The 14,272-nt window shown below is 69.1% G+C and carries 10 protein-coding genes, 2 tRNA genes and 1 pseudogene; 7 read left to right on the top strand and 6 right to left on the bottom strand.

Annotated elements, in window-relative coordinates; translation table 11 throughout:
• Positions 1-10 precede the first annotated feature (10 nt).
• From ehuA to ACWD5F_RS28550, 3 genes are all read left to right on the top strand, one after another.
• Entirely contained in the window at positions 11-787 is a 777-nt protein-coding gene (gene ehuA / locus ACWD5F_RS28560; protein WP_451258548.1) for an ectoine/hydroxyectoine ABC transporter ATP-binding protein EhuA, read from the top strand.
• A gap of 222 nt (positions 788-1,009) precedes the next feature.
• A complete protein-coding gene (locus ACWD5F_RS28555; protein ID WP_451258546.1) occupies positions 1,010-1,768 on the top strand; it encodes an IclR family transcriptional regulator in 759 nt (252 codons plus the stop codon).
• A 94-nt stretch (positions 1,769-1,862) separates the two neighbouring features.
• Positions 1,863-1,936, top strand: a tRNA-Lys gene (locus ACWD5F_RS28550).
• On the opposite strand, the pseudogene ACWD5F_RS28545 reads toward ACWD5F_RS28550, so the two are convergent.
• The 6 genes and pseudogenes from ACWD5F_RS28545 to ACWD5F_RS28520 form a co-directional block, all read right to left on the bottom strand.
• Positions 1,902-3,565 (bottom strand): annotated as a pseudogene (locus ACWD5F_RS28545) (long-chain-fatty-acid--CoA ligase). The gene ACWD5F_RS28550 and the pseudogene ACWD5F_RS28545 sit on opposite strands and share 35 nt — an antisense overlap.
• A gap of 39 nt (positions 3,566-3,604) precedes the next feature.
• On the bottom strand, positions 3,605-4,069 hold the full coding sequence (locus ACWD5F_RS28540; RefSeq protein WP_451258544.1) for a DUF3592 domain-containing protein: 465 nt from the start codon (positions 4,067-4,069) through the stop codon (positions 3,605-3,607).
• Between the two features lie 129 nt (positions 4,070-4,198).
• Positions 4,199-5,155 carry a DUF4331 family protein gene (locus tag ACWD5F_RS28535; RefSeq protein ID WP_451258542.1) on the bottom strand — a complete coding sequence of 319 codons (957 nt, stop codon included), beginning with the start codon at positions 5,153-5,155 and terminating at the stop codon, positions 4,199-4,201.
• Positions 5,156-5,327: 172 nt separating this feature from the next.
• Complete coding sequence (locus tag ACWD5F_RS28530; protein WP_451258540.1) at positions 5,328-5,933, bottom strand: lytic polysaccharide monooxygenase auxiliary activity family 9 protein; 606 nt, start codon at positions 5,931-5,933, stop codon at positions 5,328-5,330.
• A 227-nt stretch (positions 5,934-6,160) separates the two neighbouring features.
• Positions 6,161-7,288, bottom strand: coding sequence for an SPFH domain-containing protein (locus ACWD5F_RS28525; RefSeq protein ID WP_451258538.1), 1,128 nt, complete (start codon positions 7,286-7,288; stop codon positions 6,161-6,163).
• Positions 7,289-7,426: 138 nt separating this feature from the next.
• A complete protein-coding gene (locus ACWD5F_RS28520) occupies positions 7,427-8,824 on the bottom strand; it encodes a peptidoglycan-binding protein (protein ID WP_451258537.1) in 1,398 nt (465 codons plus the stop codon).
• 188 nt (positions 8,825-9,012) lie between these two features.
• On the opposite strand from ACWD5F_RS28520, the gene ACWD5F_RS28515 reads away from it, so the two are divergent.
• The 4 genes from ACWD5F_RS28515 (at position 9,013) to ACWD5F_RS28500 (ending at position 14,270) form a co-directional block, all read left to right on the top strand.
• Positions 9,013-9,086: transfer RNA gene (locus tag ACWD5F_RS28515), tRNA-Lys, on the top strand.
• A 212-nt stretch (positions 9,087-9,298) separates the two neighbouring features.
• Complete coding sequence (locus tag ACWD5F_RS28510; protein ID WP_401726915.1) at positions 9,299-10,036, top strand: FadR/GntR family transcriptional regulator; 738 nt, start codon at positions 9,299-9,301, stop codon at positions 10,034-10,036.
• 317 nt (positions 10,037-10,353) lie between these two features.
• A complete protein-coding gene (locus ACWD5F_RS28505) occupies positions 10,354-12,336 on the top strand; it encodes a glycosyltransferase family 2 protein (protein ID WP_451258535.1) in 1,983 nt (660 codons plus the stop codon).
• On the top strand, positions 12,333-14,270 hold the full coding sequence (locus ACWD5F_RS28500) for a galactose oxidase-like domain-containing protein (protein WP_451258533.1): 1,938 nt from the start codon (positions 12,333-12,335) through the stop codon (positions 14,268-14,270). The genes ACWD5F_RS28505 and ACWD5F_RS28500 overlap by 4 nt, the downstream gene beginning before the upstream one ends.
• The last annotated feature ends 2 nt before the right edge of the window (positions 14,271-14,272 follow it).

Genomic DNA, 14,272 nt, shown 5'->3' with positions numbered 1-14,272 from the left:
CGCCCCCCTCATGAAAGATCCCGACTCCCACGCCAACCCGCCGGTGGACGGCAGCGAGCTGATCAGGTTCGACTCGGTCACCAAGCGGTTCGGCTCCAACACGGTCCTGGACCAGCTCGACTTCTCGGTCGAGTCCGGCAAGCACGTCACGCTGATCGGTCCGTCGGGCTCCGGCAAGACCACGATCCTGCGCATGCTGATGACGCTGACCAAGCCCGACGAGGGCACGATCACCGTCGCCGGCGAGAAGCTGTTCCCCTCGTCCGAGAAGCAGCTCCGCGAGCTGCGCAAGAACATCGGGATGGTGTTCCAGCAGTTCAACCTGTTCCCGAACATGAGCGCGCTGCGCAACATCACCGAGGCGCCGGTGACGGTCCTCGGCCTGTCCAAGGAGGAGGCGGAGCAGCGGGCCCGCGAACTGCTGGACCTGGTGGGTCTCGCCGACAAGGCGGACGCCCGCCCGACCCAGCTCTCCGGCGGCCAGCAGCAACGCGTCGCGATCGCCCGGGCGTTGGCGATGCGTCCGCAGGTGCTGCTCCTGGACGAGGTGACGTCCGCGCTCGACCCGGAGCTGGTGGCCGGCGTCCTGGATCTGCTCCGGGACATCGCCCGCACCACCGACATCACGATGCTCTGTGTGACCCACGAGATGAACTTCGCCCGGGACATCTCGGACCAGGTGCTGATGTTCGACGCGGGCCGGATCATCGAGGCGGGCCCGCCGGAACGGATCTTCAGCGAGCCGGAACAGGACCGGACCCGGGAATTTCTGAGCGCGGTGCTGTGACCTCGGATATTGAATGACGTTCAATCTGCGAGGTCCAGGCGGTGGATCAGGACAAGGGCATATGCCAGAGTGCCTTCGTCCCTGTTGAGAGGGGTGCGGGCGGGGTCGGAATCTCGTCAACACCCGCTCACAACAAGCCTCTTGGCGGTTATCGTGGAGAGGATTCGCTGTCCGGTTACGGTCCAGTAGCAGTGCGAACAAGCGAGCGCAGGGGGATTCACCGTGGCGCTGAAGCACGAGCCGACCGCGCCGTACCACTCGGCCCAGGACGCGCTGCGCGTCCTGGAGACGGTGGCGCGGCACACCTCCGGAGTCACCGACACCGAGCTCGCCCGCCACACCGGCCTCGACCCCGAGCGGCTGACCGCCCTGCTGCGGATGCTGCGCCGCGAGGGGTACGTGGAGCAGACCACCGACGGGGCGTACGTCACCGGCGACGCCCTCACCAAGCTCGGCTCCACCGACGGCCGCGAACAGGCGCTGCGCGAGCGGCTCCAGCGCACCCTGGACCGGCTGCGCGACTCGGTGGGCGCGGCGGTGTACCTCAGCCGGTACGTCGACGGGGAGGTCCGCATCTCCCAGTACGCCGACGGTCCTACGACCCCGGTGGTGCACGAGTGGGTCGACTTCCGTTCCTCGGCGCACGCCACCGCGATCGGCAAGAGCCTGCTGGGTCAGCTCGACCACAACAGCCGCCGCGAGCACCTTTCCCGGCACAAGATGGCCCGCCTCACCTCGCGCACCATCACCAGCGACAAGCTCCTGCTCTCCCGCCTCGAGACCCAGCCGCCGACGGTCCCCCACCTCGACCTCCAGGAGTACGCGGTGGGCACGGTCTGCGCGGCCGTCCCGATCACGGCCGGCTCCGCGGTGGGCTGCCTGGCCCTGTCCCTCCCCGTGGAGCACGCCCACCGCCTGCGCCAGGCGGCCGACACCCTCAACCGGAGCGCGACCCCCCTCCTCCTGTCCCTGGCGATCTGACCCACCTCACGTGGTCCGAAGCACCCCTCCGCACCAGGTAGTATTTTCCTGTCGCCGACCGCGAGACACAGATCCAGCGGTCGGCGTGAGTCATGCGCCGCTAGCTCAGTTGGTTAGAGCAGCTGACTCTTAATCAGCGGGTCCGGGGTTCGAGTCCCTGGCGGCGCACAGATCGAAGGCCTCTCGCGGTTGCGGGGGGCCTTCGTCGTCCTCCTCGGTCAGGCGGCGGTAGGACGGTTCGCCCGGTGGGCGCCACCAGACCGGGTCCGTGCAGTGGATGCCCTCCCGCCGTAACCGTGCCCGGTGGATCTTGTTCGTGGCTGTGATCGGCATCCGCTCCACCACGCGTACGAACCGGGGTGCCATCTTCGTGCCCAGATCGGGTTGCGCCAGCAGGAACTTCGCGAAGTCGAGCGGGTCGAACCTGCCGGCGACGGCCGCCATGACCTGGTCGCCGGTGACCGGGTCCGGCACCGCATACACGGCGACCGCGTCGGCGCCCTCGTAGCGGGCGAGGATGTTCTCGATCATCGCGGCGGCCAGGTTCTCGCTGTCGACGCGGAGGCGGTCGTCGGCGCGGCCCGCGAAGTAGAGGTAGTCCTCGCGGTCGCGGTAGAAGAGGTCGCCGGTCCAGTACCAACCCTCACGGCGCCGTTCCGCGTCCGCCTCCGGGTTGCGCCAGTAGCCCTCGAAGGGGTTGGGGGCACGGTTCACCAACTCCCCTATCGCCTCTTCCCCGTTGAGCAGTCGGCCGGATGGGGAGAAGGCCGCCGGTGGGCACTCCGCCCGCGTCTCCGGATCGAGTACGGCGAGCCCAGGTGCCGCCCGGCCCACCGCCCCGGTCGGCGTTCCCGGGGACCACTGCACCGCCGCGCCGCCCTCCGAGGACCCGTATCCCTCCACCAGCCGTACGCCGAAGCGCCGTTCGAAGGCCGCCGCGTCCACCGCTCCCGCCTCCGTGCCGAAACCGAGGCGGAGCGGGTTGTCGCGGTCGTCGGGGCGCTCCTCGGTGGCCAGGACGTACTGCACGGCCCGGCCCACGTACGTGAAGTACGTCGCCCGGTAGCGGCGTACGTCCGCCAGGAAACCGGAGGCCGAGAAGCGGCGCCTGAGCGCCACGCCCGCACCGGCCACCAGCGCGGGCGCCCAGTCGGCGATCACCGCGTTGCCGTGGAACATCGGCATGCAGATGTAGTGCACATCGCCTTGGCCCACCCCGAACTGGGTGACCAGGGAACGCCCGGCCGCGGCCAGCCTGCCCTGCGTGCAGATCGCCGCCTTCGGGGCGCCCGTGGAGCCGGAGGTGAAGTAGAGGAGGAGGCGGTCCGCGGGGGTCGCGCGGGAGGCGTCCGGCTCGGATTCCGTATACGACGCGAGCAGTGCCTCGTACTCCTCCGTGTCCGTCAACAGGATCCGCACGCCCGGGAGTTCGAGGTCGGCGAGGAGCGGGAGGTGGGCTCGTTCGGTGAGCAGGACGCGGCACTCGGTGTGCAGGATGTCGCGGGCGAGTTCGGGGCCGCGACGGGTGGGGTTGATGCCCGCCAGGGCCGCCCCGGCGAGGGCGGCGGCGCTCAACCACAGGGGGTATTCAGGGGTGTTGTCGAGGAGCACGCCCACGTGGGGCTCGGCGCCGGCCGGCAGGAGGTCCGCCAGCAGGGCCGCGCGGGCCGCGGCACCGGCGGCCACCTCGTGGTGGGTGAGGACCAGGTCCTCGCACCACAGCCCGGGGCGGTGGTCACCCCAACGTGCCTGTACGAGTTCGGCGACGGTACGCCCGGTCGGCCTTGTCGACTCCATGAGGGCGCACGGTAGTTGACGTACCGTCAGATGTGGAGACTACGGCTGGAGGAAGTCGCCCGCCAGGTCGAAGGCCTCGTGGACGCCGATCATGAAGGCGATGCAGAAGGCGGCCATCACGCCGAGGAACGCCAGCAGGCAGCCCGTGCCCGCCGCGAGTCTGCCGCGCGCCGGGGTCTTCGCCGTGGCCCGGTCGGGGCGGTCCGCCGCGTAGCGCACGGTGACGATGTCGCCCTCCAGGATCGTGCCCGGTCCGCCGCCCTCCTCGAAGCGGACGACGCGGCCCTCACGGGTCATGAACTCGTAGACGTGGTGGAGGGTCGTGTGCACCATGCTGTCGCCGCCGCCGCTGGTCGTCGCGTACGTCCGCAGACAGCGGGCCTCGGCCGTGAGGCCGCTGGTCCAGGCGCGGTCGACCTGCCGGGCGCGGCGGACCACCGCGGTGGCGCCCAGGAGCGCGACGGCGAGCATGAGCGACGGCACGATGTAGAAGAACGCTTCCATGGGGTCCCCCGAACTCCCTGCACAGCCGATACGGCCGGTGTGCAGGGAACGTACCCCCAGGTCGGGCAGTGTTCGCTCAAGAAATGCTCAGAGATCGGACATGACTTCGGCGATGTCCGCGGACACCGTTCAGTGCGGGTCGCCCAGGAAGGGGAAGTCGGACCGGAGGTCGTCGTGCGGGCTCAGTCCGTCGGGCGGCACCGTGCCCTGGGTCAGCTGGGCGATCCCCAGGTTGATGACGTCGTCGGTGAGGTTGCGGCCGTTCGGGAAGCCCGCGGCGCTCGTGGGGTCGTACGTCAGAAGGTCGGGGAGCAGACCCTCGGCGAGGGCTGTCGCCTCGTCCTTGGCGTAGCCGCTGTGCTCGAAGATGTGGGCGAACTTGTCGAGGAAGAGGTCCCGGTCCTTGGACGGTTCCTGCTGGTTCCAGACCCGCTTGTCGTCGTCGCTGTGGTTGAAGTTGTTGTCGATGCCGGGCCGGCCCGCCCGGTCGCCCTGCACCAGTCGGCCGTCGTGCGGCACCAGGACCCGGGCCCAGACGCCGACCTGCGGGTTCGGGCCGAGCACGCTGCTGGGGACCTCCAGCACGATGCCGAAGACGTTCTTGTCGTCGAAGAAGTCCTTGCCGGTCCACTGGAAGTTGTTGCCGGCGCCGATCGGGTCGGCGAAGAACGGGTCGCTGCGCAGCCCGGCGAAGAACCTGAAGTCGCCGGCCGTGACGACCTGCGGCTCGGCGCCGAAGGTGACGGGGGCGTCCGAGACGATCGTCTCGCCGGCCTCGACGTCGGCCGCGGCGTCCCGGCCGGTGGCCTGCTGCACGCTCGCGCTCTGCGTGGCGCCCTCGACCGGCGAGAAGCGCACCCGGAAGGCGAGGTCGTTCACCGCGTCGCCGTCGTTGTCCACGCCGAACTCGTAGACCGACTCCGAGTCGACGGCGTCCTCGGTCACCGGCGAGTGCGGGTTGATGTTCATCACGAGGACCGTCTTGTCCGCGTCGTTCGGATTCTGGAACACGTAGACGTCGGTGATGTGGCTGCGGGGGTCCATGCTCGTGGGACTGATGCCCAGGCCGGAGACGTGGTGCGCCATGACGGTGGTTCCTTTCGAGCAGCTGCGCCGATGGCCAGATTGTGTGCCACCGCCGACTCCCCGAACCACCGTCACCGCCGATGACTGCCCGTTCGGGCAATCGCCGCGGTCGTCACGGCCGGGGACCCGGCCGTGACTCCGCACACCTGTGGGACGACTCCGGTCAGAAGGTTCAGAAGGTGACGTCGGAGCAGGCGTAGAACGCGTTGGCCGTGTCGGCGATCGTCCATACGGCGACGATCACGTGGTGACCGCTCAGCCCGCTCGGCAGGGTGCCGCTGTGGGAGAGCGTGGACGGCGGGCGCTGGTTGTTGTACGGCACCGTCAGGAACGGTGTGGTGTTGAGGTCGGAGCGGGCCAGGTTGTGGTTCTGGTTCCAGCCCGACCTGGTGACGTAGTACTTGAAGTCGGTGGTGGCGTGCATGGCGGTGAACTGCCAGCGGAACGTGTAGCTCTGACCGCCCGTCACCCTGGTGGTGGGCCAGGCGCCACCCGAGGGGGTCCTCGACGAGCTGAGCTGGGAGAACCTGCTGACACCGCCGTTGCAGATCTGGCCGTCGGCCGGTCCGCCGCCCGGGAAGCCCTTGGGGCCCTCGACGCTCTGCGGCTCCCACTGGATGTCGCCGCAGTTGGTCACGGTGCCGTTCTGACAGAGCTTCTGCCTGCTGATGGGGAGGTCGGTGTAGCCGTGGCTGCTCGCACCGCCGGAGGAGAGCACGAGGGCTCCGGTGGTGGCGAGACCCACCGCGACTGCGGACACCTTGGTCTTTTTGCGCATGCTGCCGCTCCCTGGAGAACGTGGGGGAAGTTCCGTGAGGCGTGCAGGTCTAGACCAAGTCCCAGGTTATTGCCGTTAGTTGAACATGTCCATACCAATCGCAGAGGTCAATTCCGAAGGCGGTTCCAGGCCGTTCACCTGTGCCGGACAGCGGCGATCATCTGTGCCGGACGGAGGCGATCATCTGTGCCTGGCAGCGGCGATCACCGGCGCCGTTTCGGGGCACGTCACTGCCCCGTCTCGCCCCGTCCCGCGCAGAACGCCACCGTCAAGTCCTTGACCAGCGCCTTGCGTTCGTAGTCGTCCAGTTCGACCAGGCCCCGCATGGTCAGCCGGGTCACCGTGTCCTCCACCGAGTCGACGACCGAGGTCAGCACGGACGCCCGGTGCTGGGCGTCCAGCGCGGTGAGCCGGCGGCGGTGCATCGCGGCGGCCACCTCGGGGGCGTACTCGGTGCGCACGGGACGTACCGAGAACACCTCGAGGCCGACCGGCGCCGCGTCGGCCGTCACCAGCCGGGTCAGTGCCTCGGCCGCCGCGTCGCCCGCCCCTCGCGCGCCGCCCGGCGGCTCCACCGGCACCCGGGCCAGGGCCGCCTCCACGCACTCGCGCAGATACGTCTCGTGGTCCTCGACCCCGAGCGTGGCCCGCGCGGTGTCCCGCACCCGCCACACCACCAGGACGACCACCCGCAGCGCGACCCCGTTGCCGTCGGCCGCCTGCATCGGCTCGCTGCGCCAGTGCCGCAGCCGTACGTCGACCCGGCGGCGCAGCAGCAGCGGGTTGACCCACATCAGGCCGGTGCGCCGGACGGTCCCCCGGTAGCGGCCGAAAAGACCGAGCACCCAGGCCCGTCCGGTCCGCCCGCGGGCCAGTCCGCCGAAGCCGAACAGGGTGAGCGCCCCGGCTCCCGCGTACGCCGCCCACTGGAGGGGACCGAGCCCGGCCCCCGCGTACTCGGGCAGCCGCAGGGCCTGCGCGGCGAGCGGCGGCAGGACGCCGGCCCACCACGAGGCGGCCAGGCAGCCGGCCGCCCCGCAGCTCCCGGCGAGGACACCGAGCGTCGCGGGCAGTACGTGCGCCGGGCGCTCCGCCAGATCGGGGTCGACCTGCGGGGCGGGACGCGGCGCGACGGGCGCGGGGCGCCGGAAGCGCGGCTGCTCGCCGGTGCCCTGCCGGCGGCCCACGACGGCGGGCTTCAGCGGCACCGACACCGGGTCGGGCTCGTCACGGAACAGCAGGTGGACGGGGATCTCGGTGGTCGCCTCGTTCTGGATGAGCCGCGCGGCGCGGGCCTGCTGGCCCTCCGCGGGTCCCTCGGACTCGGGCGTGTGTGAAGTGGTCGTCGTACTCATGGGTGCCTCCAGCCTCCGCGCCAGATGCGTCACAACGGATGGGACAACGGGTGATCGGGACTGCGGGTGGTGAGGACTGCGGATGGTGAGGACCGCGGATGGTGAGGACCGCGAGTGCCGAGGACAACGGACGCTCGCTCAGGAGAAGAGCCGTCGCCAGGTCTCCGGGCCCGGGTAGCCGTCCGCCGCGCCGCCCCGCCAGCCCTGGGCTCGCTGGAACGCCTCGACGTTGCGTCGGTCCGCCTCGCCCCAGCGCGGCCCCGGTCCTGTCGTGTAGTACTTGCCGAACCCTTTCTTCACCAGCTGCTTCCCGAGCTGCGTGACGTAGCCGCTGCTCGCGCCGGGCCGGAACGCCGCCCGGCCCGGATAGGCGGGGACCCCGTGCGAGGAGGGTCCGTGCGAGGAAGGTCCGTGGGAGGTGGACCCGGTCGAGGAGGGCGTCCCGTGCGAGGAGGGCGTCCCGTGCGAGGAGGGCGCCGGCGGGCCCGCCGCCCCGGCCGTGATGTTCTTGCCCTTCCCGGTGACCAGCAGCTGCCAGGTCAGCGGTCCGGGCAGCCCGTCGGCGTCGGCGCCCCGCCAGCCCTGGGCCAGTTGGAAGGCCTGGGTGGCCCGCCGGTCCGCGTCCGACCAGCGCGGGCCGGGACCGGTCGCGTAGTAGCGCCCGGCACCGCGCGCGACGAGCATCGTGCCGAGCTGGGTGACGTACTTGTTGTTCGCGCCGGGACCGAAGGACCCCGCTCCTGGGTACAGCGTCGACTTGGCCGGGACGGTGGGTGTGATCGGGACGCCCGGGGCCTCCGCACCGGCGGTGTCCGGCGCGAGGCCCTTGTAGCGGTAGGCGACGTACTGGTCCGAGTGGCTCCAGTACGCGTAGGGGGTGGCCTGTCGGCGGGCCCGCGGGGGCGTCTGCTCGTAGGCGATGTAGTAGGTGTGCGTGTAGTCCGTCCAGCCGCCGAAAATGACGACGTGCGAGCCCTTTTCGGGGTTCGACGGATTGTGGAACAGGAGAATGTCGCCGGGCTGAAGATCCTCCTTGGGAATGCGGTCGCCGTACTGGTCGAGGCTGCCCGTCCATTCGTTTCCGGGCAGCGTCCAGGCCATCGAGACGAAGCCCGAACAGTCCTGGCGGTAACCGTCGGACCAATACGCGGTCATGCTGTACGGCACCTGGGCGGCGACCCAGGTCTTGGCCCGCCTGATGATCTCCGAGCGGGTGGTCGCGGGCGCCTTGACCGCGGCCGGCGGTCTGGCCGGGTGCCCGCTCGGGCCGTGCAGCGGGGCCTTGCTGCCCTGCGGGGTGTCGGGCTCGTCACCTGCGGGATCACCGGGCCGCGCGGGTGCGTGCGGGGCGGCGATCGCGGGTACGGCACCGCTCGCGCCGAGGGCCGCGGAGGCGGCGGCCGCCACGATCACCACGCGGTGCGCCGCGGGATGCCGGGACGCTCGCGCATACGGCAGAACCGTGCGCCAGTGGGCGCATCCGGGGCAGTCGCAGTCGCTCGCGGGATCGAATTCCTCGAATACCGGAGTCTCCATGCGATACCCCTCACACTCCAGATGGAAATGGCCGCGCGTGTGCACGTTGATCAGTTTCCCAACTGTCTTCCCGACGCGCATGTTGACGGTCCGAATGATGTACAAGCCGCCCCGGGGAGCGGTCCCGGCGGGCCGCCCGGCTGGTCCGGAGCACCCCTGGAGATCCGGTAGAGTTGACCCGTCAGCGCGCGCCGCTAGCTCAGTTGGTTAGAGCAGCTGACTCTTAATCAGCGGGTCCGGGGTTCGAGTCCCTGGCGGCGCACGTAGAGAAGGCCCCTCGCAGACGCGGGGGGCCTTCGTCGTCGGTACGGACTCTCGCCGGCTCCGCACGCGCTGCTGGGGGTCCGGGGGTTATCCCCCGGGAGATGCAGCATCAGCGGGTCCGGGGTTCGAGTCCCTGGCGGCGCACGTAGAGAAGAAGGTCCTCCATACACATGGGGGACCTTCTTCTGCATGGCCGGATACCCTCTCGCCATGGCAGCGCGTGACCTCCAGGAGCGGATCAAGAAGCTCATCATCGACGGCCGGCTCGGGTCCGGGGCGCCGCTGCCGACCGAGCCCGAACTGATGGCGTATCTGGGCGCGAGCCGGAACTCGGTGCGGGAGGCGCTCAAGGCGCTGCAGGCGATGGGCATCGTGGAGATCCGGCACGGCTACGGCACCTATGTCGGCGCGATGTCCCTGGCCCCGATGATCGAGGGTCTCGCCTTCCGTACGGTCGCCGGGCACTACCGCGGCGAGGACAGCCTGCTCCAGCTGCTCGAACTGCGCGAGGCGGTGGAGACGGGACTGATCTCCCGGCTCGCGGGCCGGCTGCCCGAGCGGGATCTGGCTGAACTGGACGCGCTCGTGGCACGTATGGATCGGCAGGCAGCCGCCGGAGGCGACGGTCTCGCCGAGACCGACCGGGCATTTCACGCCACTCTCTACCGGGGGTTGGACAACGTGCTGCTCGGTGAGGTGCTGGAGGCGTTCTGGGACGCCTTCCACCGGGTGCACACGGACCTCGGGGGCGTGCCGCAGGATCCGAAAGTGACCTGCCGGCAGCACCGGGACATCCTCGACGCGGTGCGCTCGGGCGGTGCGATACGGGCGGAGGAGGCGATAAGGGAACACTTCGGGAACATCCGCGCCCGGTTGTCCACAACCCGGCCCCGGCTGTCCACAACCGATCCACAAGACCCCCACAGGCGCCACAATGAACGCGTATGACCGGTAAACACCGCGTTTCGCATCTTGCGATCATGATGAACGGCGTAGAACCCTGTTTTTCAAGATGCTGCGGATACGCGGCAGTTGGGGGATCAAGTAACCGGTTGCCGGGTCTGCGGGGAGAGGGGCCCCGTTCACGAGGCGATGCCGAGGGGGGCATCATGCAACCGGAAGGGCACAGTTCCATGTCTAAGAGTGTGCAAAATGTGGTGACTGTGGCCCGCCACTGACACGTGCGTGGTGAGTCGAGGGGGACTCGCCGCGGACGGAAGGAACCGACACAACACGCGGGTGACCCGCGTGTGGGGGGATGACTCATGACGTCGACGCCGACGGGCGCCCGGCAGAACTTCGACCCGTCAGAAACCACCCAGCTCAGAGTGCCTTCGCACCGAAACAGCCAGACGGGCCAGTTCCGCCGGATCAAGAAGACACTGCCGAGATACGACTACGAGCACTACAGCCGGCTGGCCGGTCCCCTCACACAGCCCGATCCGAGCAAGCCGTACAAGGTGCAGTACCGCTCGCTGCTGTCGCAGGAGCCGCACCGGCTGCGGGCCGCGCTCATGCTGGGCGCCGCGCCGCTGCTGTCTCTCGTCCTGCTCGCCTGGCTGCTGCAGCCGGAGCACTGGACCGAGCGCGACTACCCGGCCTTCGCCTTCCTGCCGGCCCTCGACATAGTGATGCTCGTCTCGATCGGCCTGATCGAGTTCTTCCGCTGCATGAACGTGCTGTCGAACGCGCACGCCACCCTGGTCGCCCGCGACCCGATCCCGGTGGTGCCCGAGACCGGCACGAGAGTGGCGTTCATCACGACGTACGTGCCCGGCAAGGAACCGCTGGAGATGGTGACCAAGACCCTGGAAGCGGCCGTCCGGCTGCGGCACCGGGGTCTGCTGCACGTCTGGCTGCTGGACGAGGGCGACGACGCCGAGGTCAAGGCGGTCTGCGCCCGGCTCGGTGTGCACCACTTCTCTCGCAAGGGCGTCGCGCAGTGGAACCAGGCCAAGGGCGCGCACCGCGCCAAGACCAAGCACGGCAACTACAACGCCTGGCTGGACGCGCACGGCGACCAGTACGACTTCTTCGCCTCGGTCGACACCGACCATGTGCCGCTGCCCAACTACCTGGAGCGGATGCTCGGCTTCTTCCGCGACCCGGACGTCGGCTTCGTCATCGGCCCGCAGGTGTACGGCAACTACGACAACCCCATCACCAAGGCCGCCGAGTCCCAGCAGTTCCTCTTCCACGCCCTCATCCAACGGGCGGGCAACCGGTACGGCTCGCCCATGTTCGTGGGCACGTCGAACGCCGTACGCATCAGGGCCCTCAAGCAGATCGGCGGCCTGTACGACTCGATCACCGAGGACATGGCGACCGGTTTCGAGATGCACCGCGCCAAGAACCCGGCGACGGGAAAGAAGTGGCGGTCGGTGTACACGCCGGACGTGCTCGCGGTCGGTGAGGGGCCGGGCGCCTGGACGGACTTCTTCACCCAGCAGCTGCGCTGGTCGCGGGGCACGTACGAGACGATCCTCAAGCAGTACTGGAAGGGCTGGTACTCGCTTCCGCCGAGCAAGCTCTTCAACTACACGATGATGATCATCTTCTACCCGATGTCGGCCCTCAACTGGATCCTGGCGGCGCTGAGTTGTGCGCTGTTCCTGGGCCTGGGCGCCTCGGGCGTGAACATCGACCCGACGGTCTGGCTGATGCTGTACGGCAACGCGTCCGCGCTCCAGATCGGCCTGTACGTCTGGAACCGCCGGCACAACGTCTCCCCGCACGAGCCGGAGGGCTCCGGCGGGGTGGCGGGCATGGTGATGTCGGCGCTGTCGGCGCCGATCTACGCCCGCTCGCTGCTGGACACCGTGCTGCGCCGCAAGAGCAAGTTCGTGGTGACGCCCAAGGGCGACTCGGCCAGCCCGGACACGCTGTTCGGGACCTTCCGCATCCACCTGTTCTTCATCCTGGTCTTCGGTGCCTCGATCGCCGCCGGTCTCACCCTCGGGCACGGCCACCCGGCCATGCTCGTGTGGGCCACCTTCGCCCTGCTGATCACCGCCTCGCCGATCATCGCGTGGCGGTACGAGCTGCGGCAGACGAAGAAGCGGCCGCCGGCGTCGATACCGCCGCAGGCGCAGCCGTCGGCCGCCGAGCAGCCGTACCAGGCGCAGCCGTTGCCCGCGCAGCACGCGCCGCACGGCGGCGGGCAGAAGCCCAGCTGGGCCTCCTCCAGCGGTGGCAACGACCAGACCATGCAGATCGCACTCGGTGGACTCGGGGGACGTAAGGAATGAACGACCGTGCAGGCCACCGCCGGGCCCGTCGACTCGCGATCGGCACGGTGGTGGTGCTCGCGCTGGCCGGGATGAACGGGCCGTGGCTGTACCGCTTCGGGACCGAGAAATACCACCAGTACAAGATCAACAGACCCGAGTACAAAGCGGACAACGGCCACTGGCAGATCGTCGACTTCCCCGAGAAGTACCGCCTGAACACCATCCACGCGGCGCTGCTGCGCACCGGCAAGGTGCTGCTCGTCGCCGGCTCGGGCAACAACCAGGACAACTTCGACGCGAAGAAGTTCGACACCCGGATCTGGGACCCGGTCAAGGGCACCATCAAGAAGGTGCCCACCCCGGCCGACCTGTTCTGCACCGGGCACACACAGCTCGCCAACGGCAATCTGCTGATCGCCGGCGGCACCAAGCGGTACGAGAAGCTGAAGGGTGACGTCACCAAGGCCGGTGGCCTGATGGTGGTGCACAACGAGAACCCGGACGCGCCGATCACGCTGCCGGCGGGCACCAAGTTCACCGGCAAGGAGAACGGCAAGACCTTCGTGTCGAAGGACCCGGTGCTCGTGCCGCGCGCGAAGAAGGTCTTCGACAAGAAGACCGGCGTCTTCCTGCGCAACGACCCCGGGCTCGGCCGGATCTACGTCGAGGCCAAGCAGAGCGGCACCAAGTACGAGACCGGCACCCAGGACAACTACCGCATCCAGGGCCTGACCGGCACCGACGCCCGCAACACCTACGGCATCGCGCAGAAGCTCGCCCTGGACAAGAAGGACTTCCAGGGGATCAGGGACGCCTTCGAGTTCGACCCGGTGGCCGAGAAGTACATCAAGGTCGACCCGATGAACGAGGCCCGCTGGTACCCGACGCTGACGACGCTGTCGGACGGCAAGATCCTCAGCGTCTCCGGGCTCGACGACATCGGGCAGTTGGTGCCGGGCAAGAACGAGGTCTTCGATCCGGCCACCAAGAAGTGGACGTACCTGAAGACGGTCCGGCAGTTCCCGACCTACCCGGCGCTGTTCCTGATGCAGAACGGCAAGATCTTCTACTCGGGGTCCAACGCGGGGTACGGGCCGGACAACGTGGGCCGTGAGCCCGGCGTCTGGGACGTGGACACCAACAAGTTCACCAAGCTCCAAGGGCTCAGCGACGACAAGGAGATGGAGACGTCCGGCACGGTGCTGCTGCCGCCGGCGCAGGACGAGAAGTTCATGGTGATCGGCGGCGGCGGGGTCGGCGAGTCCAAGGAGTCCAGCAACAAGACGCGGCTGATCGACCTCAAGGACAAGAACCCGACGTTCACCGACGGGCCGACGCTGGAGAAGGGCACGCGGTATCCGCAGGCCTCGATCCTCCCCGACGACAGCGTGCTGGTGTCGGGCGGCTCGCAGGACTACCGCGGGCGGGGCAACTCCAACATCCTCCAGGCGCGGCTCTACCACCCGGACACCAACACGTTCGACCAGGTCGCCGACCCGCTGGTGGGCCGCAACTACCACTCCGGGTCGCTGCTGCTGCCCGACGGGCGCGTGATGTTCTTCGGGTCGGACTCGCTGTACGCCGACAAGGCCGACACCAAGCCGGGCAAGTTCGAGCAGCGGATCGAGATCTACACGCCGCCGTATCTGTACCGGGACTCCCGGCCGTCGCTGTCGGGCGGTCCGCAGACGATTGCCCGCGGCGCTTCGGGGACGTTCACGTCTCCGCAGGCTTCGGCGATCAAGAAGGTGCGGATGATCAGGCCCAGCGCGTCGACCCACGTGACCGATGTGGATCAGCGGTCGATCGCGCTGGACTTCACGACGTCCGGGAACAAGATCAAGGTGACCGTGCCGAAGAACAAGAACCTTGTTCAGTCGGGGTGGTACATGGTGTTCGTTGACGATGATCAGGGGACGCCGAGCGAGGCACAGTGGGTCAAGGTTCCGTAGCC

The sequence above is a fragment of the Streptomyces sp. NPDC002499 genome, assembly GCF_053595415.1.
The sequence above is the reverse complement of the archived record's forward strand: the minus strand, read 5'-3'. Positions and strand labels throughout refer to the sequence as shown.

Bases quoted from the DNA above. Each gene is read 5' to 3' on its own strand.
- ACWD5F_RS28505 (WP_451258535.1), top strand. From the start codon at position 10,354: ATGACGTCGACGCCGACGGGCGCCCGGCAGAACTTCGACCCGTCAGAA.
- ehuA (WP_451258548.1), top strand. From the start codon at position 11: ATGAAAGATCCCGACTCCCACGCCAACCCGCCGGTGGACGGCAGCGAG.
- ACWD5F_RS28510 (WP_401726915.1), top strand. From the start codon at position 9,299: ATGGCAGCGCGTGACCTCCAGGAGCGGATCAAGAAGCTCATCATCGAC.
- ACWD5F_RS28535 (WP_451258542.1), bottom strand. From the start codon at position 5,155: ATGGCGCACCACGTCTCCGGCCTGGGCATCAGTCCCACGAGCATGGAC.
- ACWD5F_RS28540 (WP_451258544.1), bottom strand. From the start codon at position 4,069: ATGGAAGCGTTCTTCTACATCGTGCCGTCGCTCATGCTCGCCGTCGCG.
- ACWD5F_RS28520 (WP_451258537.1), bottom strand. From the start codon at position 8,824: ATGGAGACTCCGGTATTCGAGGAATTCGATCCCGCGAGCGACTGCGAC.
- ACWD5F_RS28525 (WP_451258538.1), bottom strand. From the start codon at position 7,288: ATGAGTACGACGACCACTTCACACACGCCCGAGTCCGAGGGACCCGCG.
- ACWD5F_RS28530 (WP_451258540.1), bottom strand. From the start codon at position 5,933: ATGCGCAAAAAGACCAAGGTGTCCGCAGTCGCGGTGGGTCTCGCCACC.
- ACWD5F_RS28500 (WP_451258533.1), top strand. From the start codon at position 12,333: ATGAACGACCGTGCAGGCCACCGCCGGGCCCGTCGACTCGCGATCGGC.